Here is a 23,947-nt window from a genome sequence, read left to right as displayed (position 1 = left end):
AGCATGGATTTGCAAGGCAAGAAAATCGTCCTCGGCCTGACCGGTGGGGTCGCCTGCTACAAGGCGGCTGAACTGTGCCGCGCCCTCGTCAAGCAAGGCGCCAGCGTGCAGGTGGTGATGACGGCGGCGGCCACCCAGTTCATCGGCGCCGTCACCATGCAGGCCCTGTCGGGCAATCCCGTCTATACCGATCAATGGGATGCGCGGGTGGCCAACAACATGGCGCATATCGACCTCACGCGCGATGCCGACGCCATCCTGATCGCCCCCTGCTCCACCGATTTCATGCGCAAGCTGGCGCACGGCGCCTGCGACGACCTGCTTTCGACCCTGTGCGTGGCGCGCCCGCGTCGGCTGCCGCTGCACATCGCGCCGGCGATGAACGTCGAAATGTGGGAAAACCCCGCCACCGTGCGCAACCTGGCCCAGTTGCTCGAGGACGGCATCAAGGTGTTCGGCCCCGCCGCCGGCGCCCAGGCATGCGGCGAAACGGGCTACGGGCGCATGCTCGAAGCCGATGAACTGCTCGAGGACCTGGTGGCAGCCTTCCAGCCCAAGGTCCTCGCCGGCAAACGGGTCTTGATCACCGCCGGCCCCACCTTCGAAGCGATCGACCCGGTACGCGGCATCACCAATCTGTCGTCGGGCAAAATGGGTTACGCCGTGGCGCGGGCGGCGCACGAAGCGGGCGCCGAGGTGGTGCTGGTGTCGGGCCCCACCGCGCTGGCCGCGCCGCGCGGGGTGCGCCGGATCGATGTGCAAAGCGCCCGGCAGATGCACGACGCCGTGATGGGGCAACTGGCGGGCCAGCAGGTGTTCATTGGCGTGGCGGCGGTGGCCGACTGGCGCGTCAGCAACGCCAGCGATCAAAAAATGAAAAAAACCGCCGGCGGCGCGCCGCAACTGCAGTTCAGCGAAAACGCCGACATCCTGGCGGCGGTATCGGCCAGCGCCGCGGCCACGGGCGCGCCGTACTGCGTCGGCTTTGCCGCCGAATCGGAAAACCTGATCGAGTACGGCGCCGCCAAACGCCTGCGAAAAGGCATCCCTTTGCTCGTGGGCAATATCGGACCCCAGACTTTCGGCCAGGATGACAATACCGTGATCCTGTTCGACGCCGCCGGCCACACCGTGCTGCCGCGCGCCGACAAGCTGACGCTGGCGCGGCGCCTGATTGCCGAAATCGCCAGCCGGCTGCCCCAGCCACTTTAATGAAGAACGCATGAAAACACTCCAGATCAAGATTCTCGACCCGCGCATGAAAGACCTGCTGCCGGCCTACGCCACCGCTGGCAGCGCGGGCCTCGACCTGCGCGCCTGCATCGATGAAGCCATCGTCATCGACGCCGGCGCCACCGTGCTCATTCCCACCGGCCTGGCGATCCACGTGGCCGATCCCGGTTACTGCGCGATGATCCTGCCACGCAGCGGCATGGGCCACAAGAACGGCATCGTGCTGGGGAATCTGGTAGGCTTGATTGATTCCGATTATCAGGGCCAGTTGATGGTCTCGACCTGGAACCGCGGCCAGCAGCCATTCACCCTGCAAGCGATGGAACGGCTGGCGCAGCTGATCATCGTGCCGGTACTGCAGGTGGGCTTCGAGGTGGTCGACGAGTTCGACGCGCAGCAGCACAGCGAACGCGGTGCTGGCGGCTTCGGCAGCACCGGCAAACAATAAAAACAGGAGATTTCCCATGAAGCGTATTCACGCCTGGCGCCCCGGCACCTGTCGCTCGTTGGCGCTGGCCACACTCGCCCTCGCCCTCGCCGCTTGCAGCACCCCACCCGTGATGCAGCAAGGCCCGGTGCCGCAAGCGCCAGCAGCGAGCAAGGAGCCCGAGCCCGAGGTGCTGACCCCACGCATGGCGCAGGAGGCCGAACAGCTCAATCGCATGGCCACCTTGCAGGACCGCCTGTACCGGGTCGCCGCGCCCCTGCTGATCGCCAACGCCGACCTGTGCAAGAGCCAGGCGCGCAATCTGCTCGGATTCACCGCCAAGAACCGCCACTCCTACCCGGGCGACTACAACGAAGCGGCCCACGTCGCCTTCGGCATGGGCGAGCACCTGCAAGTGACGGGCGTACTGGCCGGCAGCGGCGCCGCCCAGGCCGGCCTGAAACGGGGCGACCGCCTGCTCACCGCCGGCGGCAAGAAGCTGCCCACGGGCGCGAATGCCTCCACCACCGCCGGCGGCGTGTTCGGTCCCCTGCTGGCGGCGACGTCGTCGCTGCCGATGGGAATCGAGCGCGATGGCGACAAGCGCTCGCTGACGGTGCCGGTCACCCGCGCCTGCGGCTTCGGCATCGAACTGGGCAACGCCGACAATATCAATGCCTACAACGACGGCACGCGCGTGATGGTCACCCGCGGCATGATCGGCTTTACCCGCGGCGACGACGAACTGGCCTTCCTGCTGGCCAACGGCATGGCCCACAGCCTGCTAGGCCACCCCGCCTCGCAGCGCTACGCCGGCACGGTGGGCGGCATTATCGACAACCTCGTCAAAGTCCAGCCCGATACCTCGATGCTGATCGGCAGCGGCGGCATCAAGGCCATGAGCGCCGACACCGACGTCGCCGCCGACCGCCTGGCGCTGTACCTGGTCGCCCGCGCCGGCTACAACGTCGACGGCGCCGCGCCGTTCTGGAAGCGGCTGGCGGCGACCTATCCGGCCACGGTGCTCAACGGCTTCGTGGCCAACCACCCGGCCACCGCGGCGCGCCTGGCGGCCATCGAAAAAACCGCCACCGAGATCAAGTCGAAGCAGTCGGCCAAGAAGGCCCTGATGCCGTAGGCGGCAGGCGGCGCAGGACGTGGGGCAAACCACAGCGGGGGCCGGATCGAACGATCCGGCCCCCGTTTTGCATGGCGGCGCGCGAGATTCAAAAGTCCGGAAACCAGGTCCCCATCACGTACGTGAGCACGCCGCAAAACGCCACCGCGGCAATCAGCACCAGCAGCAAACGCCCGAACTTCGGCGTGTCGCCCGCTTTTTTTGTATCATGGTCGCTCTTCATCCATCACCCCATCGCGCTGTTTTGCCTGGCGCCCAGTATATTCGATCCCATGGACAGCATTGACCTTGAAGTATTAAAAACCGCCGCCGGCTGGATTGCCGACGGCCAGCGCTGCCAACTCGTCACCGTCATCAAGACCTGGGGCTCAAGCCCCCGGCCGATCGGCGCGCTGCTGGCCATCTGCGCCACCGGCCAAGTGGTCGGCTCGGTGTCGGGCGGCTGCATCGAAGACGATCTGATCGCCGAGGTGTGCAGGCTCGGCATCACCCGCCAATTGCCGGAAATCGTCAGCTACGGCATCAGCGCCGACGAAGCGCACCGCTTCGGCCTGCCCTGCGGCGGCACCATCGAGCTGGCGATCGAACCGCTGGGGCCCGACAGCGGCGTCGCCGAACTGCTGGCCCGGCTGGACCGCCACGAACTGGTGGCGCGCAGCCTCGATTTGCGCTCCGGCGCTGTCACCCTGGCCGCCGGCGCGGCCGGCGCCGTGCTGCAACTGGACGACGCCGTCCTCACCAGTGTGCACGGGCCCCGCTGGCGCCTGTTCATCATCGGCGCCGGCCAGCTGTCGCGCTTCGTCGCCCAAGTCGCCACGGCGATGGACTACCACGTCACCGTCTGCGATCCGCGCGAGCAATACCGCAGCGGCTGGCAGGTAGCGGGTGTGCGGGTGGTGCACCTGATGCCCGACGACCTAGTGCTCGAGTCCCAGCTCGATGCGCGCAGCGCCGTGCTGGCGCTCACCCACGACCCGAAACTGGACGACCTGGCGCTGATGGAAGCGCTCAAGTCCGATGCCTTTTATGTGGGCGCGATCGGCTCGCGCGCCAACAACGCCAGCCGGCGCGAGCGACTCAAGCTGTTCGACGTCAGCGACGCCCAGTTGGCCCGCCTGCATGGCCCGGTTGGTCTCTACATCGGCAGCAAGACCCCGGCCGAAATCGCCATCTCGATCCTGGCCGAGATGACGGCGGTGAAAAACGGCGTGCCCCGATCGCAGCAGTTAAATCATGCGACGGCGCTCAACCAGGCCGGCGCGGAAGGCGGCAGCGCCGCCTGCGTGCGCGAGGACTGACGATGAACGCCAGCGCGCACCTGGTGCTGCCGCTGCCGGCCGACTATGCCGTCGACGAGGTGCTGGCATTTCACAGCCGCGACAGCGAGGCCGTCAGCGAGCAGGTCGACGCCCGGGGCAGTGAACGCCGGCTGCGCAAGGCCGTCGTCCTCGACGGCGTGCCCGTGCTGCTCGACGTCGTCCTGGCGCCCGGCCAGGCGCGCTGCGCCGTCCATGCGGACGGCCCCCTGTCGGCCAGCGCCGCGGCGCAGGCGCAGGCCGCCCTGCGCAGCATTACCGGCCTGCGCATCGATCCGGCGCCGTTCATGGCGCAAGCGGCCGACGACGCCTTGATGGCGCCCCTGCTGCTGCGCCACGGCCCGCTGCGCATCGTGCAATCGGCCAGCGTGTTCGAAGCGCTGACCTGGGCCATCATCGGCCAGCAGATCAACCTCGGTTTCGCCATCGCCCTGCGCCGCAGCCTGATTCGCCAGGCCGGCGTGCGCCACAGCAGCGGCATGTTGTGCTACCCGGGGCCGCAGGAGGTGGCGCGGATCGACCTCGACGCCCTGCTCGGTCAGAAATTTTCAGGCGCCAAGGCCGCCACGCTGCTGCGGGTGGCGCGCCTGGTGGCCGAGGGCGCACTTGCGCTCGAACACGCGCCCGACGCCGATCTCGCGCGCACCTGCGCGGCGCTGCTGGCGATCAAGGGCGTTGGTCCGTGGACCGTCAATTACACCCTCCTGCGCGGCTACGGCCACGCCGACTGCTCGCTGCACGGCGACGTCGCCATCCGCACCGCCCTGCAGCGCCTGCTGCAAGAAGAGAGCAAGCCAGACCTGGCACGCACCGAAGCGCTGCTGGCGCGCTGGGCGCCGCAGCGCACGATGGCGGCGGCGCACCTGTGGAAAAGCCTGGCCGCACCAGCGGCCTGACCTTCGGCGCGTGCGGCGCAGGCACACAAAAACCGGACGCGCACGAGAAAAAACCGCCGACACGCTTGACGCATATCGACGGTTTTCAAATTTGGTTGCGGGGACAGGATTTGAACCTGTGACCTTCGGGTTATGAGCCCGACGAGCTGCCAGACTGCTCCACCCCGCGTCTGTGCCGTTATTATAGGGGGTGGGACCGATTTAGGCAATATCAATCTTTGACGAATTTGCGATAGCAGCATGCAATGGACCCGCCGCAGGCTGCGGGGGCGGTCGTGGCGATGCGGCAGAAGCGCCCCAATCGGTGTAAAGTAGGCGAAACACTACTATTCGGCGACTTATGAACTTTTGCTCCGAATGCGCCCACCCGGTCGCATTGGCTATTCCTGAAGGCGACAACCGCCCCCGCTTCGTCTGCACCGCATGCGGCACCATTCACTACCAAAATCCCAAGCTGGTGGTGGGGTCCCTGCCCGTCTGGGAACACGAGGGCGATCTGAAGGTCATGCTGTGCAGGCGCGCCATCGAACCCCGGTATGGCTATTGGACCTTGCCGGCCGGCTTCATGGAAAATGCCGAGACCACTGCCGCCGCCGCCATCCGTGAAACCGTCGAGGAAGCGGGCGCCAACATCGAACTGGGCCCCCTGTTCGCAATGCTCAACGTGGCCCACGTACACCAGGTCCACCTGTTTTACCTGGCCCGCCTGGTCGACCTCGATTACGCGGCCGGCATCGAGAGTCTCGAGGTGCAACTCTTTGGCGAACGCGAGATTCCCTGGGCCGACCTGGCCTTCCCCACCATCCGCACCACGCTGGAACTGTTTTTCGCCGACCGCCGCCGCGTCATCGAGGGCGGCAGCTACCGGTTTCACGAGCACGACATCGTCACGCCAATGCGGACCCAGGCCGATCTTGCGTAGGCCATGCATCAGCCATGCATCAGCCATGAATCAGCCATGAGCAAGCCATGATTCCCTGGCTCGAGGCCAACACGCCCTTTCCCGATGTCGCCACGGCCCTGACGATCGACGCGCCGGGGCTGCTGGCGGCCGGCGCCGACCTGTCGCCGCAACGCCTGCTGGCGGCCTACCAGCGCGGCATCTTTCCGTGGTTTTCCGAGGGCCAGCCGATCCTCTGGTGGAGCACCGACCCGCGCATGGTGCTGGACACGGCCAGCTTCCACGTCAGCGACAGCCTGCGCAAGACGCTGCGCAAGGTGGAAAAGAGCCGCCTTGAAGGCGGCCGCTGGCAGGTGCGCTTCGACAGCGCCTTCGAGGACGTGATGCGGGCCTGCGCGGCGCCCCGCAAGGATGGCCCCGGCACCTGGATTTCGAAAGACATCATCGCCGGCTACACGGGCCTGTTCGAGATGGGCTACGCCCACTCGGCCGAGTTGTGGGTGGACGGCAAGCTGGCCGGCGGCGCCTACGGCGTGTGCATCGGCCGCATGTTTTATGGCGAATCGATGTTCGCCCGCGTCAGCGACGGCTCGAAAATCGCCCTGGCCTACCTGGTGGCCTTCCTGCGCTCGCGCGGCGTCGCACTGATCGACTGCCAGCAAGAAACTTCGCACCTGGCCTCGCTGGGCGCCGCGCCCATTTCGCGCGCGCGCTTTCTTGAACACGTCAAGGCGGCAATCCGCCAGCCAGCCATTACGGGCTGGCGTCCCGTCGATCCGTTCACACCGGCGATTGCCGACACTGCGCCGGCCAAAGATTCGTTAGAATAGGCTGCACCTGCGCCACCCGGGCGCAAGCACGTCACTACGCGAGCCTCCGCATGACGCACCTGAACGATCTGCCCTTCTCGACCCTGCAGTTCTACACCACCGCGCCCTACCCGTGCAGCTATCTCGACGCCCGCCAGGCACGCTCGCAGGTGGCCACGCCGTCGCACCTGATCGATGCCGACGTCTATTCGGAGCTGGTCAAGACGGGCTTTCGGCGCAGCGGCATTTTTACCTACCGGCCTTACTGCGACGGCTGCAAGGCCTGCATCCCGGTGCGCGTGCGCACCGCCCAGTTCAAGCCCAGCCGCGCCCAGCGCCGCGCCGCCGTGCGCCACGCTGGCCTGGCTGCCATCGTCGCCAAGCTGGGCTTCTCCGACGAGCACTACGCCCTGTACCTGCGTTACCAGAGCACCCGCCACGTGGGCGGCGGCATGGACCAGGACAGTCGCGACCAGTACGCCCAGTTCCTGCTGCAAAGCCGCGTCAACACCCGGCTCGTCGAGTTCCGCGAACCGGACGGCACCCTGCGCATGGTGTCGATCATCGACGTGCTGGCCGACGGCCTGTCGTCGGTGTACACGTTTTTCGACCCCGATGTGGCGGGCGCCTCGTTCGGCACCTACAACGTGCTGTGGCAGATCGCCCAGGCCGACGAACTGGGCCTGCCCTACGTCTACCTGGGCTACTGGATCGAGCAAAGTCCCAAGATGGCTTACAAGACCAACTTCCGCCCGCTCGAGGCGCGCATCGACGGCCAATGGGACTTATTGGATCGATAGGGCTTAAAATAGGCGGTCCCTCCATGATCGCCGCCTATGTCCGACAAACTGCTGTACGCCCTCACCCGTCCCCTGCTGTTCGCGCTCGACCCCGAAACGGCCCACAACCTGACCTTGCCCGCCCTGCGCCGCGCCGCCGCGCTGGGCCTGACGCGGGCGCTGCCCAAACCGGCCGACGACCGCCGCACCGTGATGGGCATCGACTTTCCCAATCCGGTGGGACTGGCGGCGGGCCTGGACAAGGACGGCGCCTACATCGACGGCCTGGCCGCGCTGGGCTTCGGCTCGATCGAGATCGGCACCGTGACGCCGCGCCCCCAGGCCGGCAATCCACGGCCGCGCATGTTCCGCCTGCCGGCCGCGCACGCCATCATCAACCGCATGGGTTTTAATAATGGCGGCGTCGACGCCTTCGTCGCCAATGTGCAGGCCTCGAAGTTCTATCAGAACAAGGAAGGCGTGCTGGGCCTGAACATCGGCAAGAACGCCGACACCCCCATCGAACGCGCCGCCGACGACTACCTCGCATGCCTGCGCAAGGTCTACCCGTACGCCAGCTACGTCACCGTCAACATCTCTTCGCCCAACACCAAGAACCTGCGCCAGTTGCAGGGCGCCTCCGAACTCGACGCGCTGCTGGCGCAACTGAAGCTGGCGCAATCGCAGCTGGCCGACCAGTACAAGCGCTACGTGCCGCTGACGCTGAAAATCGCTCCCGACATCGACGGCGAGCAGGTCAAGGAAATCGCCGCCGCGCTGCTGCGCCACCGCATCGACGGCGTCATCGCCACCAACACCACCTTGTCGCGCACGGCCGTCGACGGCATGCCGCATGGCCAGGAAGCGGGCGGCCTGTCGGGCGCGCCCGTGTTCGAACTGTCGAACCGGGTGATCCGCGCGCTGCGCGCCGAACTGGGCGACGCGCTGCCCATCATCGGCGTGGGCGGCATCATGCAGGGCGCCGACGCCAGGGCGAAAATCGACGCCGGGGCCGCCCTGGTGCAGCTCTACAGCGGGCTCATTTATGCCGGTCCGGCGCTGGTGCGCGATTGCGCCGCCGCCATCGCCGCGCGCACGGTGGCCCCATGAAGACGACCATACTGGGCGATAGCAACCTGCGCGTGTCCCGCGTCTGCCTGGGCAGCATGACCTGGGGCGAGCAAAACAGCCAGGCCGAGGCGCACAGCCAGATCGACTACGCGCTCGAGCGGGGCATCAACTTCATCGACACCGCCGAGATGTACCCGGTGATGCCGAAGGCGGCCACGCAAGGGTCCACCGAAACGATGATCGGCAACTGGCTGCAGCAATCGGGACGCCGCGCCGACATCGTGCTGGCGACAAAAATCGCCGGCCCCAACCCGGCCCAGGACTGGATCCGCGGCGCCGCGCACAATCTCGACGCGGCCAATATCCGCGCCGCCGTCGAGGCCAGCCTGCGCCGCCTGCGCACCGACTACATCGATTTGTACCAGTTGCACTGGCCCAGCCGCAACGTGCCAATCTTCGGCGCCACCGCCTTCGATCCCGCCAACGAGCGCCCGTGCGTGCCGATCGAGGACACGCTGGGCGCCCTGCAAGGCCTGATCGATGAAGGCAAGTTGCGCCACATCGGCGTCTCCAATGAAAGCGCCTGGGGTGTCGCTGCGTTCACCCGCGCGGCCGCCACGGCGGGCCTGCCGCGCATCGCCACCATCCAGAACCTGTACAACCTGACGGCGCGCGGCTTCGAGACGGCGCTGCTGACGGAAACCTGCTACCGCGAGAATGTCGCGCTGCTGGCCTACAGCCCGCTGGCGTTCGGCCAGCTGACGGCGAAATACCTCGACGATCCGGCCGCGCGCGGGCGCCTGACGCTGTTCCCGGCCAGCTGGAGTCCCCGCTACCTGCGCCCCGGCGTGATCGCCGCGGCGACCGAATACGCGGCACTGGCGCGGGCAAATGGCATGAGCCCGGCGCAGCTGGCACTGGCCTGGTGCTATTCGCGCTGGTTCGTCGCCTCCACCATCATCGGTGCGACCAGCCTGGCGCAGCTGAAAGAAAATATCGACGCCGCCGAGGTGACGCTGTCGGCGGACGTGGTGGCGGCGATCGACGCCATCCACGCGCGCCTGCCCAATCCGGGCCAGTAAGCGGCGCGCGCCAGGCTTAGCCGGCGCCGTTGGTCGGCTCGTCCGTGCGCGAGGCCGCCTGGGCGACGCGCGCACCCGCCGGCACGTCGTGGGTCAGCCACACATTGCCGCCAATGACGGCGCCCTTGCCCAGCGTGATGCGGCCGAGGATGGTCGCGCCCGCGTAGATGACGACGTCGTCCTCCACCACCGGATGGCGCGGCAGCCCTTTTTGCAAGTTGCCGTCGGCGTCGGTGGGAAAGCGCTTGGCGCCCAGCGTCACCGCCTGGTACAGGCGCACGCGCTCGCCGATGATGGCGGTCTCGCCGATCACCACGCCGGTCCCGTGATCGATAAAAAAGCCGCTGCCGATGGTGGCGCCCGGGTGGATGTCGATGCCGGTGGCGGCGTGCGCCAGTTCGGCCACAATGCGCGCCAGCAGCGGCAGGTCGAGCACGTAGAGCTGGTGCGCCAGGCGGTAATGGACCATCGCCAGGATGCCCGGGTAGCACAGCAGCACCTCATCGACGCTGCGGGCGGCCGGGTCGCCCTGATAGGCGGCCAGCACGTCGCTGTCGAGCAGGGTGCGGATGGCCGGCAAGGCGGCGGCGAAGCTGCGCACGGCGGTGACGGCGGCGGCGTCAATGTCGCCGCCGTGCGCCCCGCTTTCGGTGGCGCGCAGCGCGGCGTTGTATTTCAATTCGCGGCTGACCTGTTTGAGCAGCGCGTGCAGCGCGCCGTCGAGCGCATGCGCGACGTGAAAGTCTTCGCTCTCCTGGCGCAGCTCGGGCGGGCCCAGCCGCATCGGGAACAGCACCCCCTTGAGGCTCTCGACGATGCCGGAGAGAGCGTCGCGCGAGGGGAATTCGCGGTTACCCGGTTCGCCCACGCGACTTTGCGTTTCGCGCCATGCGTGCCGGGCCTGGCGCAGCGAGTGCGCGATGCCGGTGATATCGAAAGTAGCCATAGGATCCTGGTTCAAGGTGAAGGGTAAGCGGGCAAGCCCGTTCAAATGGCAGCGAGGGCGCGTTGCAGGTCGACGCGCAGATCCTCGATGTGCTCGATGCCCACCGACAGGCGAATGAGGCCGTCGCCGATGCCCAGCCGGGCCCGCTGCAGGGCGGGAATCGAGGCATGCGTCATCAGCGCCGGATGCTCGATGAGGCTTTCGACCCCGCCCAGGCTTTCGGCCAGCGCGAACAGTTCGCAGCGTTCAAGAAAGCGGCGGGCGCCGGCCAGATCGGTATCGAGGTCGATGGAAATGATGCCGCCAAAACCGGCCATCTGCCGCTGCGCCAACTGGTGCTGCGGATGCGAGGGCAGGCCCGGATAGAACACCGTGCGCACCTTCGGCTGGCGCGCCAGCCACTGGGCCAGTTCGAGCGCGCTGGCGCAATGGCGCTCCATGCGCACGGCCAGCGTCTTGATGCCACGCAGCGCCAGGAAACTGTCGAACGGCCCGGCGATGGCGCCCACCGCGTTTTGCAGAAAGGCCAGTTGTTCGCGCCAGCCCTGCTGGTGCGCCTCGGCGCCGACGACGGCGATGCCGCCGATGATGTCGGAATGGCCGTTGAGGTACTTGGTCGTCGAGTGCACCACGATGTCGATGCCGTGTTCGAGGGGGCGCTGCACGAGCGGGCTGGCGAAGGTGTTGTCGGCCACGGCGATGATGCCGCGCGCGCGGCAGATGCGGGCGATGGCGGCCAGGTCGGCCAGCTTGAGCATCGGGTTGGTGGGCGTTTCGATCCACACCATTTTGGTGTCGGGGCGCAGCGCGGCCAGCAGGTTTTCCGGATTGCTCAGGTCGGCGTAGCTGAATTCGAGCCCCGCGCTGCGCCGGCGCACGCGCTCGAACAGGCGGTAGGTGCCGCCGTACATGTCGTCGCCGGCGACGACATGGGCGCCGGCGTCGAGCAGTTCGAGAACGGTGGAGATGGCGGCCAGGCCCGAGGCGAAAGCGAAGGCCTGGGCGCCGCCCTCGAGGTCGGCCACGCAGCGCTCGAGCGCCCAGCGGGTGGGATTGTGCGAGCGGCCGTAATCGAGGCCCTTGTGCACGCCCGGGCTGTCCTGCACGTAGGTGGAGGTGGCGTAAATGGGCGGCATGATGGCGCCGGTCGATGGATCGGGCGCCTGCCCCCCGTGAATGACGCGGGTGGCCAGGCGCTGTACCGGCAATTTGGATTCGCTCATGACAGGCTCCTGCGCAAATGGTTGAGAAGATCGAAGCGGGTGATCAGGCCATAAAAGGTGGCCTCGTCGGCCACCACGGCGGTCAGGCCGCGCCCCAGCGTGTCGTGCAGGGCCGCCAGGCCGTCGCCCGGGCGCAGCGTTTCCAGCCGCGCCGTCATGGTCGCGGCCACCGCGCTGGCATAGACGCTGGCGTCGTGCGCGACCTTGAGCAGCAGGTCCGATTCGTCGATGATGCCGACCAGGCGGCCGCCGTCGAGCACGGGCAGCTGCGCCAGGTCGGCCGCGCGCATGCGATTGAACGCGACCAGCAGGGAATCGTCGGGGGCCACGCCCACCACCTCGCCCTGGTCGGCGCGGCGGCCGATCAGGTCGCGCAGGTCGCCCGTCGGCGCCCGCTCGAGCAGGCCCTGGTCGTGCATCCAGCCGTCGTTGTAGACTTTCGACAGGTAGCGGGTGCCGGTATCGCAGACGAAGCTGAGCACCCGCTTGGGCGTCGTTTGGGCGCGGCAGTAGGCCAGCGCGGCGGCCAGCAGGGTGCCGGTCGAGGAGCCGCCCAGGATGCCCTCGGCGCGCAACAGGGCGCGCGCGCTGTCGAAGCTTTGCCGGTCGCTGATGGTGTAGGCGCGGCTGACGGCGCTCAGGTCGGCGATGGCGGGAATGAAATCTTCGCCGATGCCTTCGACGGCCCAGGCGCCGCTGGTGCCGGCCACTTCGCCCGTGTCGACGTACTGGGCCAGGATGGAGCCGGCCGGATCGGCCAGGATGAACGCCACGTGCGGCGCCACCGCCCTGAAATAGCGCGTCAGGCCGGCAAGCGTGCCACCCGAGCCCACCCCCACCACGATGGCGTCGAGCTCGTGGTGCATCTGCTGCCAGATTTCCGGACCGGTGCTGTCGAAGTGCGCCTGCGGATTGGCCGGGTTGTTGAACTGGTCGGCGAAAAATGCGCCGGGAATCTCGCCCGCCAGGCGCGCCGCCAGGTCCTGGTAGTAGTCGGGATGGCCCTTGCCGACGTCGGAGCGGGTGCTGCGCACTTCGGCGCCCAAGGCCTTCAGGTGCAGCACTTTTTCGGTCGACATTTTATCGGGCACCACCAGCAGCACCCGGTAGCCCTTCAGGCGCCCCACCAGGGCCAGTCCCAGCCCCGTGTTGCCGGCGGTGGCCTCGACGATGGTGCCGCCGGGGCGCAGCCGGCCGTCGCGTTCGGCCGCTTCGATGATGGCCAGGCCGACCCGGTCCTTGATGGAGCCGCCCGGGTTCTGCGATTCGAGCTTGAGAAACAATTGGCAAGGTCCCGTGTCGAGCCGGGTGAGCTGAACGACGGGGGTGTTGCCGATCAGTTGAAAAAGTGCGGGACTGTCCATGGCGGTCTCCTGGAAACGTCGATCAAGCCGTCGTTCGAAGCTGCGGATGGTAGGCGTTTGGGCAGCCGGTGCGAACGAATTTTTTGGCGCAAGCTTATGCGAAATTCGAAGCCGTTGCGGCAGCCCGACACCCGCCCGCGACATGCGCGGCGGCGGCGACATTCACCTTAGCACCGGCGCCGTGGCGCGAGTTTGGCCGATGTCGAACGGGGCGCCCGCCCCTTCCGTTCAGGCTGCCTGGTCCGACGCCACTTGCAGGGCCTGGTCGACCACCGCGCGCGTCAATTCGGGCGCGAACTGCTCGATGAAGTGGTAGGCGTACGAGCGCAGGTAGGCGCCGCGCCGCACCGCCAGCCGCGTCACGTTGGGCGCGAACAGGTGCGAGGCCTCGACCGCGCGCAAGCCCTTGTCGCGGCCGTGATCGAAGGCCATCGATGCCACCAGCCCCACCCCCATGCCCAGCGACACATACTGTTTGATGACGTCCGAATCCATCGCCGTGAGCACGATGTCGGGCGTCACGCCGGCGTGGACAAAGGCGGCATCGATGTGCCCGCGCCCCGTGAAGCCGACGTCGTAGGTGATGAGCGGATACAGGGCCAGGTCTTCCAGCCGGATGGGCGAGTGTTGCAGCAGCGGGTGACCGTCCGGCACCACGATCAGGTGGCTCCAGCGGTAGCAGGGAAACGACACCAGGTCGGGGAACTGCGACAGGCCCTCGGTGGCGATGCCGATGTCGGCCTTGCCGGACAACACCCATTCGGCGATGTGGTCGGGCGCGCTCTGCTGCAGCGCGATGCGCACATCGGGAAACGATTCGCGAAACGACTGCACCGCCCGGGGCAGCGCGTAGCGCGCCTGCGTGTGGGTGGCGGCGATGCTCAGCGTGCCGGTTTTCTTGCCGGCGTATTCGAGGCTGGCCTGCTGCAGGTTTTCCGCCTCCACCAGCAGGCGGTCGACGATTTTCAGGATGCCCTTGCCCGGCTCCGTCAAGCCCGTCAGGCGCTTGCCGTTGCGCTCGAAAATGACGACGCCGAGCTCGTCTTCGAGTTCGCGGATCTGCCGGCTCACCCCCGGCTGCGAGGTGAACAGGGCGTTGGCCACTTCCGTCAGGTTGTAGCCGCGGCGCGCCGCCTCGCGGATGGAACGCAATTGTTGGAAGTTCATATCGCCGCCCCCTGGTCGACGAACACCTGCATGCGGCGGGGGCGCACCACCAGCGTCTCGCCATCTTTCAGGCCCAGCTGGCGGAAGCGCTCGTTCGGGATCACCGCTTCGATCAGTTCGGCGTTGTCGGCGCGCTCGAGGTCGAGCTGGGCCAGCGGGCCGATCGCGTGCGAGCGGCGCAGGCGCACCACGATGCCATCGATGCCCACCGCTTCGCGGTCGATGTCGAGATCGTGCGGACGCACATAGGCGATGCCCTTGCCGTCTTGCACGAGGGCGTGATCGGGCACCAGGAAACTGGCGTCGCCGGTGGCCAATACGCCATCGTGGACGCGGCCATGGAACAGGTTGACGTTGCCCAGGAAGCCGTAGACGAAGGGCGAAGCGGGCGCGTTGTAGACGGCGTCCGGGGTGCCCAGTTGCTCCACTTTACCCTTGTTCATCAGCACCACCTGGTCGGCCACTTCGAGCGCCTCTTCCTGGTCGTGGGTGACGAAAATACTCGTCACGTGCAGTTCGTCGTGCAGGCGGCGCAGCCAGCGCCGCAGTTCCTTGCGCACCTTGGCGTCGAGCGCGCCGAAGGGCTCATCGAGCAGCAGCACGCGCGGCTCCACCGCCAGCGCGCGCGCCAGGGCAATGCGCTGGCGCTGGCCACCGGACAGTTGCGGCGGATAACGGTCGGCCAGCCAGTCCAGCTGCACCAGTTCGAGCAGTTCCTTGACCTTGTGGCGGATCTGCTGCTCGGACGGGCGCTCCTTGCGGGGCCGCACGCGCAGGCCGAAGGCGACGTTTTCGAACACCGTCATGTGCTTGAACAGCGCGTAGTGCTGGAACACGAAGCCCACCTGGCGCTCGCGCACGTGGCGGCTGGAGGCGTCCTCGCCGTCGAGCAGCACCTGGCCGGCGTCGGGATGCTCGAGACCGGCGATGATGCGCAGCAGCGTGGTCTTGCCGCAGCCGGACGGGCCCAGCAGCGCGGTCAGCTCACCATTCGGGAATTTCAGCGAAACGTCGTCAAGCGCCTTGAACTGGCCGAACTGCTTGCGGATGTGTTGAACTTCAATCGTCATGCTGTGTGCTCCTCGATACTGGTGTCGTCGTCGTCATTGTTCTGGGATTGGTGCAGGCGCCACTCGATCACCGATTTGATCGCCAGCGTCACCAGGGCCAGCAAGGCCAGCAGCGATGCGATGGCGAAGGCGGCGGCGAAGTTGTATTCGTTATAAAGAATTTCCACTTGCAGGGGCATGGTGTTGGTCTCGCCGCGGATGTGGCCCGACACCACCGAGACGGCGCCGAACTCGCCCATGGCGCGGGCATTGCATAAAATCACGCCGTACAGCAGGCCCCACTTGATGTTGGGCAGGGTGACGCGGCGGAAGGTATTCCAGCCGGACGCGCCCAGCACCAGCGCCGCTTCTTCTTCCTCGTTGCCCTGCGCCTGCATCAGGGGAATGAGTTCGCGGGCGACAAACGGAAACGTGATGAACACGGTGGCCAGCACGATGCCGGGCACGGCGAACAGGATCTTGATGTCGTGTTCCTGCAGCCAGGGCCCGAACCAGCCCTGGGCGCCGAACATCAGCACATAGATCAGGCCGGAAATGACGGGAGACACGGAAAACGGCAAGTCGATCAGGGTCAGCAGCACGCTCTTGCCGCGGAACTCGAACTTTGCGATCGCCCACGAGGCGGCAATGCCGAACACCAGGTTCAAGGGCACGGCGATGACGGCGGCGATCAGGGTCAGCTTGATGGCCGAGACGGCGTCCGGATCGGTGATCGCCGCCAGGTAGGCCTGCCAGCCCTTTTTGAAGGCCTCGGCAAACACGGCCACCAGCGGCACGAACAGGAACAGGGTCAGAAACAGCAGCGCGACGATGATCAGGCAGACGCGGATCCAGGCCGGCTCGAACACGTTTGAGCCGCTGGGCAGTTCACCGCGGCGCACCTGCTTGACGGCGCTTTTCAAAGGCACGGCTGCGGCCGGCTGGGGCGGGACGGGAGAGATCACGGCGCTCATTTCTTGCTCCCGCCGCCGTTACGGCTACGGGCCCAGGCTTGCAACAGATTGATCATCAAGAGCATCGCAAACGAGGCCAGCAACATCACCACGGCAATCGCGGTGGCGCCGGCGTAATCGTATTGCTCGAGCTTGGTGATGATGAACAGGGGCGTGATCTCGGACACCATCGGCATATTGCCGGCGATGAAGATCACCGAGCCGTATTCGCCGGTGGCGCGGGCAAAGGCCAGCGCGAACCCCGTCAGCATGGCGGGCATGATGGTCGGAAAGACCACGCGGGCGAAGATCTGCCACGAGCTCGCGCCCAGGCTGGCGGCGGCCTCTTCGAGTTCGCGCTCGGCTTCTTCCAGCACGGGCTGGACGGTGCGCACCACGAAGGGCAAGCCGATGAAGGTCAGCGCCACCACCACGCCCAGCGGGGTAAAGGCGATTTTCAGGCCCAGGGGCTCGAGGTAGCGGCCGATCCAGCCGTTCTGCGAATACAGGGCCGTGAGCGTGATGCCGGCGACGGCGGTGGGCAAGGCGAAGGGCAGATCGACCAGCGCGTCGACAAAGCGTTTGCCGGGGAATTTATAGCGCACCAGCACCCAGGCGACGATGCCGCCGAACACCACATTGATGCCCGCGGCAATCAGCGAAGCGCCGAACGACAATTTATAGGAGGCGACGACGCGGTCGGACGTCACGGCGTTCCAGAACGCTTCCCAGCTCATGGTGAAGGTTTTGAAAAACACCGCCGACAGGGGGATGAGGACGATCAGGCTCAGGTAAAACACCGTGAAGCCGATCGACAGGCCAAACCCTGGCATGACGCGAAAGGGCGCGCCGCGCACGGGTGGCGGGGAGATTGAAAGAGCAGGCATGCGGTCCTCTTATTACGGATTCTTCTATGAAGACTCGATAATCGCAGGAAAAACGCATATCACAAACGAAGCAATTTTCATTTGTTTAGATCGGCAAGCTATATACGCCTGGGGGCGCTTACCAGATCAGCTTGGCGGCCACGGCCGTGAGGGTGACGGCGAGCAGCGCGCGCAGGAAGCGCTCCGGCACGGCGCGGGCGGCCATTGAACCGATGACGATGCCAGGGACCGAGCCGATCAGCAAGCTCGCCAGCAGGGTCCAGTTGATCGAGCCCAGCCACCAGTGACCGAGGGCGGCGATCGCCGTCAGCGGGACGGCATAGGCGATGTCGGTGCCGGCCACTTCGGCGGCACTGAGTTTCGGGTACAACATGACGAGGATGGTGGCGCCGATGGCGCCGGCGCCAATCGAGGAAATGGTGACCAGGGTGCCCAGCACGAGGCCGGCGCCGATGGTGGCCGTGCGCAGGCTGGCGCCGTGCAGTTGGCGGCTGGGCTTGGCATTGACCCATGCCATCATCTGTTTTCTGAACAGCAGCGCCGTCACGGTGAGCAGCACGGAGCCGGCGATCGAATAACGGATCAGCTGGCCAATTTCCGCGTTCAGGGCGCCAAAGTGCTTGAGCGCCAGCGCGGCGGCGACGGCGGCCGGCAAGGCGCCCATGCACAGGTGGCGGACAATGTCCCAGCGCACGGTGCCCCGCACGCGGTGGGTGAGCGTGCCGGCAGTCTTGGTGATGGCGGCAAAGGCGAGATCGGTGCCGACGGCGACCGAGGGCGGGACCCCGAACAGCAGGGTCAACAGGGGGGTCATCAGCGAGCCGCCGCCCACCCCGGTCATGCCGACCAGCAGGCCGACGGCAAAGCCCGAAACAATGTAGCTGAATAACATGCACGAATCCTTAGTTTCGTGCATCTTAAGCAGCCTCGGCCTTATGCGCAAAGACCGACTTCTTATTTGCTTATGGCATAAGCATTGCCATCAACCTTATTTGCCCGGTTGCGGCGTCAGGCGCAGGTAAGGGCGCTCCGCTGTAAAGCCTTTCGGATACTTTTGCGCCAGCACTTCGGGATCCTGCACCGTCAGGGGAATGATGACGTCATCGCCATCTTTCCAGTTGCCGGGCGTGGCCACCGTGTACTTGTCGCTTAGTTGCAGGGCGTCGATCACGCGCAGCACTTCGTCGAAATTGCGGCCCGTGCTCATCGGGTAGGTAATGGTCAGGCGCACTTTCTTGGCCGGATCGATGATGAACAGCGAACGCACCGTGGCCGTGGCCGACGCTTGCGGGTGGATCATGTCGTACAGGGTCGACACGCTGCGGTCCTGGTCGGCGATGATGGGAAAGCCCACCACGGTATGCTGGGTCTGCTCGATATCGGCAATCCAGGCCTGGTGCTTGTCGGCCGGATCGACCGACAGGGCGAGCGCCTTGACGTTGCGCTTGTCGAACTCGGGTTTCAGCTTGGCCGTCAGGCCCAGTTCGGTCGTGCAGACGGGGGTGAAATCGGCCGGATGGGAAAACAGCACCACCCAGGCATCGCCCGCCCAGTCATAGAAATGCAGCTTGCCGATGGAGGAATCCTGCTCGAAATCGGGGGCGGTATCGCCCAAACGTAGTGTCATCGTGGTCTCCAGTGTGAATCAAAGGGTCGGGACTGCCATCATGCCAGCAGCGCCCGCTGTGGCGCATGCGCCCGTTCATACAGTAACTGCAAGGTATTCAGGCCCCATGGCCAGTCGGCCAGTGCCGAGGCGGCGTTGATATGGCCGATCGCGCCGGCGTCGACCAGTTCGCTGTGCCAGCGCCGCGCCCACATGGCGGCATCGGCGGCGGCCATCCAGGGATCGTCGCGGCTGCTCACCACGGTGGTGGGCACGGCCAGCGCGGCGGGCGGCAGCGCGCCCGCCACGCCGAATTTATGGGGGTCGGCCGGCGCCACCAGCAAGGCGCCGGCGGCGCCGGCCGGGTTGGCGTTGATGCTCGCCACCGTGGCCAGGCAACCGAAGCTGTGGGCGATGAACAGGGCGGGACGGGGATCGCGGGCGCGCACCTGATCAAGGCGCGCGGTCCAGGCGGGCAAATCGGGGGTATCCCAGTGGTCTTGCTCGACGCGAAAAAATTCCGGGTAGCGCTGCTGCCACAGCGATTGCCAGTGGTCGGGGCTGCTGTCATGCAGTCCCGGCACCAGTATGACTTGAAATTCGCGATACAGTTCCTGCGCCATCGTGGCCTCCTGCTTCATACAATACGGCCAGCCGGGCTATTGTCCAACGAAGCGATTGCTACTTGCTTATGCCGGTGGCGCATATGGCATGCTCAGTAAAATCGGTTGAACAGCACCACGCCCCAGGCGGTGGCGGCCAGACCGATCGACAGGGCCACGGCGGCGCTGCCGAAATCCTTGGCGTTTTTCGACAAGGGGTGGTGATCGAGCGAAATGCGGTCGACCACGGCCTCGATGGCCGAATTCATCAGCTCGACGATCAGCATCAATACCAGCACGCCGATCAGCATGAATTTTTCGAAGGCGGAAATACTCATGCTGAGCGCCGTCACGCTGCCCACCACCATCAGCAGCATTTCCTGGCGAAACGCCGCTTCGCTCCGCCACGCCGAGCGAAACCCGTCCATGGAGTAACCGAAGGCGCCGACGATGCGCTTGAAACCACTTTTGCTCTTGAACTGACTGACTGGTTCGACCATGAAATCGTTCCTGAAATGACAAACCGCCATTATGCGCCGGCCGCGGCAAATGTCCGCAACTGTCCGCCACGGGCGCGCAAGCTTGCCAAATCTTTTCACATTGTGATATAAGTTGGGCACGCATACTGCACTGCACCAACCACATCATGAAACTTGAACCCATCGTCGCAGAGCCCGCCAAGACCTCGATCCAGGTGATCGAGCGCATGGTCGCCCTGCTCGACGCCCTGGCCAGCTACAGCGACCCCGTGAGCCTGAAGGAATTGTCGAAAGTGTCGGGCCTGCATCCGTCGACGGCGCACCGGATCCTCAACGACATGGTGATCACCCGGTTTGTCGACCGGGTCGAGCCGGGCACTTACCGGCTGGGCATGCGCCTGCTGGAGTTGGGCAATGTCGTCAAGAGCCGCCTGTCGGTGCGCGAAGCGGCGCTCGACAGCATGCGTTCGCTGCACAAGAAAACCCAGCAAACCATCAACCTGTCGGTGCGCCAGGGCGACGAGATCGTCTACATCGACCGGGCGTTTTCCGAGCGCTCCGGCATGCAGGTGGTGCGCGCCATCGGCGGGCGCGGCCCGCTGCACCTGACCTCGACGGGCAAGCTGTTCCTGTCGGTCGACGAGCCGAAGGCGATCCGTTCCTACGCCACCCGCACGGGGCTGGCCGGCCACAACAAGAATTCGATCACCGACCTGGCCAAGCTCGAACGGGAACTGAGCCTGGTGCGCGCGCGCGGCTATGCGCGCGACAACGAGGAACTCGAACTCGGCGTGCGCTGCATGGCGGCCGGCATCCACGACGACTCCGGCAAGCTCATCGCGGGCCTGTCGATCTCGGCGCCGGCCGACCGCCTGCAGGAAGAATGGCTCGACGACCTGGTGCAGACGGCCGCGCGCATCTCCGCCACGCTGGGCTACATTCCAGCTTAAAAACATTGAACTTACGGACGCGCCCCTTGTCTGAACAAGGTGGATGCGGAGCTGTGCGCAGAAGGCTGCCGTCATGAACCATCGTTCATGGCCTAACAAACTTCAACGCGGCTGCACAGGGGCTGGTCCGTGGAGCCAGCCCCTGTCTTTTTCGCTCAGCCCAGGCCGGGCGCGCGAATCTGCTGCAACTGTTCGAGCCAGCGGCGCATGCGGCCGGCGTCGGCCGTGCGCGATTGCTTGCCCTTGGAATCCAAAAACACCATGATCACGGCGCGGCCCTGGATCATCGCCTGCATCACCAGGCAGCGCCCCGCCTCATTGATAAAGCCGGTTTTTTGCAAGCCGATGTCCCAGTCGGGACTGGCAACGAGGTAATTGGTGTTCGAGTAGTGCATCAGGCGGCCCCCGGCATCGACCTGGTATTTCGGGTCGGTCGAGTATTCGCGCAGCAGCGGCTCCTGGTAGGCGGCGATGGCCAGCTTGGCCAGGTCGCGGGCGCTGGCGATGTTGCGGCTGGACAGGCCATTGGCATCGACGTAACGGGTGTCGTGCATGCCAAGCTGGCGCGCCTTGGCGTTCATCGCCTCGACGAAGGCGTTGATGCCGCCCGGATAGTTGCGGCCCAGCGCGGAGGCGGCGCGGTTTTCCGAGCTCATCAGTGCGATGTGCAGCAGGTCGCCGCGGCTCATGCGCGCACCCACGCCCAGGCGCGAGCTGGTGTGCTTTTCATAGTCGATGTCGCCATCGGTGATGCTGATCATTTCGTGCATGTCCTGCTGCGCCTGCACCACCACCAGGCCCGTCATCAGCTTGGTGATCGACGCGATCGGCAGGGCCACGTTGGCGTTTTTTTCGAACAGCACCTCGGAACTGGTCTGGTCGAGCACGAACGCGACGTTGGAGGCCAGCCCCACCTGGTCGGGCGTGAGGTTCAGCCCGGCGACGTCGCCGGCGCTGCGGGCGATCGCCAGCGGATGCGAACTGCGCACGGGGCGCAGGCTGGCGACGCGCTTGCCGCGCACATTGATGATGACTTTTCCCGTGCGGGGACGGGCGCTGGCGGCCCGTACCTTGCCGCGCCCGCCGGTGGCGAGCGCGTGGTGCCTGGCGGGTTTCTTGCCTGATGCCGTGTGGCCCTGGGCCGCCGCTTGCGCCGCGGGTGCCGAGCTCAGTGCGATCAGGGCGGAAATGATGGCGGCTAGCGCATACTTGAACATCGGGCATTCCTTTGCGGCAAACTAAAAACACTCGTTGCAGTGTAGCAAAACACTGAGCAATGGCAAGGATTTTTCCGCACCGCCGCATGATCGCGCCGACGGTGTTTCGATCACGCGTCGTTTCGAGATCAGTCTACCAACTCATGAAAGAAAACGGGCGAATTGCGCAAGCGGGACGCGCTCGGTGACGAGGGAATTCTCAATCTTGCCGGGATCGGCGTAACCGAGCGCCATGCCGCAGACCACCGTTTCATTGGCGGGCAAGTCGAGTTGCTGGGCAATGATCCGATGGAACTGGGTAAATGCCGCCTGCGGGCAGGTGTCGAGTCCCCTGCCCCGGGCCGCCACCATGATGTTTTGTAAAAACATGCCGTAGTCGAGCCAGGAACCCTGTTCGAGCACGCGGTCGATACTGAAAATGAGGCCGACGGGCGCATCGAAAAAACGAAAATTGCGCGCATGCTGGGCCGCCATGCCCGCCTTGTTCTCGCGCCCCAGCCCCAGCAGCGCATACAGGTCCCAGCCCACCTTGCGGCGCCGCTCGATGAAGGGCGAGGTCCACTGCCGCGGATAGTAGGCATATTCCTCGGTGTGCTGGGCCGCCGCCTGCGGGTCCGCGGCGACCGCGAGAATGGCCTCGACCAGCCGCTGGCGCGCCTGGCCCGTCACCACCGTCACTTTCCACGGCTGGGTATTGGTGCCCGACGGCGCCCGCGCCGCCACCTCGAGAATGGCGGCAATGTCGTCGTGCGCGACCGCGGTGGGCAGGAAGGCGCGGATCGAGCGCCGGCTGACGATGGCCTGGTCGACCAGGCGTTGTTGTTCATTCGAAATCATGCACACTCCCTATTTTCTGACGACGAAGACGACACCGACGACGGCCAGCACCATGCCGGCGATACCGAGCAGATTGAACGCTTCGCCGAAGGCAATCCAGGCCATGATGGCGGTGGTGGGCGGGGTCAGGTACAGCAAGCTGGTGACCTGGGTGGCCTCGCTCCGGCGCAGTAATTTGAACAACAGGAAAATGGCGCCGATCGACAGCGCGAACACCGACCACAGCAGCGCGCCGATGAAATTCGGGGTCCACGTCACCTGGCTCAGGGACGGGTCGAGGCCTTCGAACAGCCAGGCCAGCGGCAGCAAGGCCAGCGCCGTGGCGCTAAATTGAATCACCGTGCCGCTGCGCAAGTCGAAGCGGGGACAGAAGCGCTTCTGGTACATGGTGCCGATGGTGATCGACAACAGCGCGAACACGCAAAACCCGATCGCCCACGGCGACAATCCCACCAACTTGATCTTGGCGACCACCACCAGCGCCACGCCGGTCAGGCCGAACAACAAGCCCAGCCACTGGCGCGGACGCACCCGCTCGCCTATCAGGGGCGCCGCCGCCGCCGTCAGAATCGGCTGCATGCCCACGATCAGCGCCGACAAGCCGGCCGGCATGCCCAGCTTGATGGCACACCAGACGCCCGACAGGTAACCGGCCTGCAACAACAGGCCCGCCACCCCGATATGAAAAATTGCCGCGCCGCGGGGCCACGGCGCTTTCCAGATCAGCACCATCGGCACCAGCACGCACACCGCCAGCGCGCAGCGCAGCATCAGAAAGGTCAGCGGCGGCGCGTACGGCAAGCCGAACTTGGCAACAATAAAACCCGTGCTCCACAGCAGGACGAAAAAAATCGGCACCGGGGAGAGCCAGGGTGCCGGCGACGCCAGGCTGGAGGGGGAAGAAGTGGACATCGGTCAAGGCGCCTGATCGAAATTGCGGACGGCTGCTGCGCCAGGTCAGCCTTGAGGTGAGCGCAATATGGTCAGTCTAGCATGCCGGCCCGTGCCGCATTCC

General features: G+C 66.0%; 26 protein-coding genes and 1 tRNA gene. 11 read left to right on the top strand and 16 right to left on the bottom strand.

Features of this window, described 5'->3' with window-relative positions; genetic code table 11:
• The first annotated feature begins 3 nt into the window (after window positions 1-3).
• Genes coaBC through ACP7EY_RS02760 form a run of 3 tightly spaced genes read left to right on the top strand, consistent with a single transcriptional unit; the run spans window position 4 to window position 2,798 of the window.
• Window positions 4-1,212 carry a bifunctional phosphopantothenoylcysteine decarboxylase/phosphopantothenate--cysteine ligase CoaBC gene (gene coaBC / locus ACP7EY_RS02770; RefSeq protein WP_426190236.1) on the top strand — a complete coding sequence of 403 codons (1,209 nt, stop codon included), beginning with the start codon at window positions 4-6 and terminating at the stop codon, window positions 1,210-1,212.
• Window positions 1,213-1,222: 10 nt separating this feature from the next.
• On the top strand, window positions 1,223-1,681 hold the full coding sequence (gene dut, locus ACP7EY_RS02765) for a dUTP diphosphatase (RefSeq protein WP_426190234.1): 459 nt from the start codon (window positions 1,223-1,225) through the stop codon (window positions 1,679-1,681).
• A gap of 16 nt (window positions 1,682-1,697) precedes the next feature.
• Entirely contained in the window at window positions 1,698-2,798 is a 1,101-nt protein-coding gene (locus tag ACP7EY_RS02760; protein WP_426190232.1) for a M48 family metalloprotease, read from the top strand.
• Window positions 2,799-2,886: 88 nt separating this feature from the next.
• Here ACP7EY_RS02760 and ACP7EY_RS02755 read toward each other — a convergent pair whose 3' ends face one another.
• Complete coding sequence (locus ACP7EY_RS02755; protein WP_426190230.1) at window positions 2,887-3,021, bottom strand: hypothetical protein; 135 nt, start codon at window positions 3,019-3,021, stop codon at window positions 2,887-2,889.
• A 49-nt stretch (window positions 3,022-3,070) separates the two neighbouring features.
• On the opposite strand from ACP7EY_RS02755, the gene ACP7EY_RS02750 reads away from it, so the two are divergent.
• Both ACP7EY_RS02750 and ACP7EY_RS02745 read left to right on the top strand, forming a co-directional pair.
• Complete coding sequence (locus tag ACP7EY_RS02750; RefSeq protein WP_426190228.1) at window positions 3,071-4,096, top strand: XdhC family protein; 1,026 nt, start codon at window positions 3,071-3,073, stop codon at window positions 4,094-4,096.
• 2 nt (window positions 4,097-4,098) lie between these two features.
• Window positions 4,099-5,010 (top strand): DNA-3-methyladenine glycosylase family protein, encoded by a 912-nt coding sequence (locus tag ACP7EY_RS02745; RefSeq protein WP_426190226.1) that lies wholly within the window; start codon window positions 4,099-4,101, stop codon window positions 5,008-5,010.
• Between the two features lie 92 nt (window positions 5,011-5,102).
• Here ACP7EY_RS02745 and ACP7EY_RS02740 read toward each other — a convergent pair.
• Window positions 5,103-5,179 (bottom strand) — tRNA-Met (locus tag ACP7EY_RS02740).
• A gap of 171 nt (window positions 5,180-5,350) precedes the next feature.
• Between ACP7EY_RS02740 and ACP7EY_RS02735 the strand changes: the two genes are divergently transcribed.
• The 5 genes from ACP7EY_RS02735 to ACP7EY_RS02715 are packed head-to-tail and all read left to right on the top strand — an operon-like array spanning window position 5,351 to window position 9,652.
• Window positions 5,351-5,932, top strand: coding sequence for an NUDIX hydrolase (locus ACP7EY_RS02735; protein WP_426190224.1), 582 nt, complete (start codon window positions 5,351-5,353; stop codon window positions 5,930-5,932).
• A gap of 47 nt (window positions 5,933-5,979) precedes the next feature.
• Window positions 5,980-6,741: a leucyl/phenylalanyl-tRNA--protein transferase gene (gene aat / locus ACP7EY_RS02730; protein WP_426190222.1), complete on the top strand. Its 762-nt coding sequence runs from the start codon at window positions 5,980-5,982 to the stop codon at window positions 6,739-6,741.
• Window positions 6,742-6,791: 50 nt separating this feature from the next.
• Complete coding sequence (locus ACP7EY_RS02725; RefSeq protein WP_426190220.1) at window positions 6,792-7,520, top strand: arginyltransferase; 729 nt, start codon at window positions 6,792-6,794, stop codon at window positions 7,518-7,520.
• 36 nt (window positions 7,521-7,556) lie between these two features.
• Window positions 7,557-8,609, top strand: coding sequence for a quinone-dependent dihydroorotate dehydrogenase (locus ACP7EY_RS02720; protein WP_426190218.1), 1,053 nt, complete (start codon window positions 7,557-7,559; stop codon window positions 8,607-8,609).
• Entirely contained in the window at window positions 8,606-9,652 is a 1,047-nt protein-coding gene (locus ACP7EY_RS02715) for an aldo/keto reductase (protein ID WP_426190216.1), read from the top strand. The genes ACP7EY_RS02720 and ACP7EY_RS02715 overlap by 4 nt, the downstream gene beginning before the upstream one ends.
• Before the next feature lie 16 nt (window positions 9,653-9,668).
• On the opposite strand, the gene epsC is transcribed toward ACP7EY_RS02715, so the two are convergent.
• The 11 genes from epsC to ACP7EY_RS02660 all read right to left on the bottom strand — a co-directional run bounded on the left by epsC (window position 9,669) and on the right by ACP7EY_RS02660 (window position 19,949).
• The gene (epsC, locus tag ACP7EY_RS02710; protein ID WP_426190214.1) at window positions 9,669-10,598 is read right to left on the bottom strand and encodes a serine O-acetyltransferase EpsC; all 930 of its coding nucleotides are present in this window, start codon (window positions 10,596-10,598) and stop codon (window positions 9,669-9,671) included.
• A gap of 41 nt (window positions 10,599-10,639) precedes the next feature.
• The gene (locus ACP7EY_RS02705) at window positions 10,640-11,821 is read right to left on the bottom strand and encodes a trans-sulfuration enzyme family protein (protein ID WP_426190212.1); all 1,182 of its coding nucleotides are present in this window, start codon (window positions 11,819-11,821) and stop codon (window positions 10,640-10,642) included.
• On the bottom strand, window positions 11,818-13,185 hold the full coding sequence (locus ACP7EY_RS02700; RefSeq protein WP_426190210.1) for a pyridoxal-phosphate dependent enzyme: 1,368 nt from the start codon (window positions 13,183-13,185) through the stop codon (window positions 11,818-11,820). Before ACP7EY_RS02700 ends, ACP7EY_RS02705 begins: the two co-directional genes overlap by 4 nt.
• A 228-nt stretch (window positions 13,186-13,413) precedes the next feature.
• Entirely contained in the window at window positions 13,414-14,352 is a 939-nt protein-coding gene (locus tag ACP7EY_RS02695; RefSeq protein WP_426190208.1) for a CysB family HTH-type transcriptional regulator, read from the bottom strand.
• Complete coding sequence (locus ACP7EY_RS02690) at window positions 14,349-15,422, bottom strand: sulfate/molybdate ABC transporter ATP-binding protein (RefSeq protein ID WP_426190206.1); 1,074 nt, start codon at window positions 15,420-15,422, stop codon at window positions 14,349-14,351. The genes ACP7EY_RS02695 and ACP7EY_RS02690 overlap by 4 nt, the downstream gene beginning before the upstream one ends.
• Window positions 15,419-16,375 (bottom strand): sulfate ABC transporter permease subunit CysW, encoded by a 957-nt coding sequence (gene cysW, locus ACP7EY_RS02685; RefSeq protein WP_426190204.1) that lies wholly within the window; start codon window positions 16,373-16,375, stop codon window positions 15,419-15,421. The genes ACP7EY_RS02690 and cysW overlap by 4 nt, the downstream gene beginning before the upstream one ends.
• Window positions 16,372-17,241, bottom strand: coding sequence for a sulfate ABC transporter permease subunit CysT (gene cysT / locus ACP7EY_RS02680; RefSeq protein WP_426190202.1), 870 nt, complete (start codon window positions 17,239-17,241; stop codon window positions 16,372-16,374). Before cysT ends, cysW begins: the two co-directional genes overlap by 4 nt.
• Window positions 17,242-17,359: 118 nt before the next feature.
• The gene (locus tag ACP7EY_RS02675; RefSeq protein WP_426190200.1) at window positions 17,360-18,133 is read right to left on the bottom strand and encodes a sulfite exporter TauE/SafE family protein; all 774 of its coding nucleotides are present in this window, start codon (window positions 18,131-18,133) and stop codon (window positions 17,360-17,362) included.
• 96 nt (window positions 18,134-18,229) lie between these two features.
• A complete protein-coding gene (locus tag ACP7EY_RS02670) occupies window positions 18,230-18,868 on the bottom strand; it encodes a peroxiredoxin (RefSeq protein ID WP_426190198.1) in 639 nt (212 codons plus the stop codon).
• 38 nt (window positions 18,869-18,906) lie between these two features.
• Entirely contained in the window at window positions 18,907-19,488 is a 582-nt protein-coding gene (locus tag ACP7EY_RS02665; RefSeq protein ID WP_426190196.1) for an RBBP9/YdeN family alpha/beta hydrolase, read from the bottom strand.
• A gap of 74 nt (window positions 19,489-19,562) precedes the next feature.
• A complete protein-coding gene (locus ACP7EY_RS02660; protein WP_426190194.1) occupies window positions 19,563-19,949 on the bottom strand; it encodes a diacylglycerol kinase in 387 nt (128 codons plus the stop codon).
• Between the two features lie 146 nt (window positions 19,950-20,095).
• Here ACP7EY_RS02660 and ACP7EY_RS02655 point away from each other — a divergent pair, with 146 nt between their 5' ends.
• Window positions 20,096-20,878: an IclR family transcriptional regulator gene (locus ACP7EY_RS02655; RefSeq protein ID WP_426190192.1), complete on the top strand. Its 783-nt coding sequence runs from the start codon at window positions 20,096-20,098 to the stop codon at window positions 20,876-20,878.
• 155 nt (window positions 20,879-21,033) lie between these two features.
• Here the strand turns inward: ACP7EY_RS02655 and ACP7EY_RS02650 are convergent, their stop codons facing one another.
• The 3 genes from ACP7EY_RS02650 to ACP7EY_RS02640 all read right to left on the bottom strand — a co-directional run bounded on the left by ACP7EY_RS02650 (window position 21,034) and on the right by ACP7EY_RS02640 (window position 23,844).
• Complete coding sequence (locus ACP7EY_RS02650; protein WP_426190190.1) at window positions 21,034-22,095, bottom strand: serine hydrolase; 1,062 nt, start codon at window positions 22,093-22,095, stop codon at window positions 21,034-21,036.
• 141 nt (window positions 22,096-22,236) lie between these two features.
• Entirely contained in the window at window positions 22,237-22,932 is a 696-nt protein-coding gene (locus ACP7EY_RS02645) for a nitroreductase (RefSeq protein ID WP_426190188.1), read from the bottom strand.
• A gap of 9 nt (window positions 22,933-22,941) precedes the next feature.
• Window positions 22,942-23,844: a DMT family transporter gene (locus tag ACP7EY_RS02640; RefSeq protein WP_426190186.1), complete on the bottom strand. Its 903-nt coding sequence runs from the start codon at window positions 23,842-23,844 to the stop codon at window positions 22,942-22,944.
• Between the last annotated feature and the right edge of the window lie 103 nt (window positions 23,845-23,947).

It is taken from the genome of Massilia sp. DWR3-1-1 (assembly GCF_049898325.1).
Taxonomy (GTDB): domain Bacteria; phylum Pseudomonadota; class Gammaproteobacteria; order Burkholderiales; family Burkholderiaceae_D; genus JAFCUW01.
Note: the sequence above shows the minus strand (reverse complement) of the source record. Positions and strands in the feature narration are given on the sequence as shown.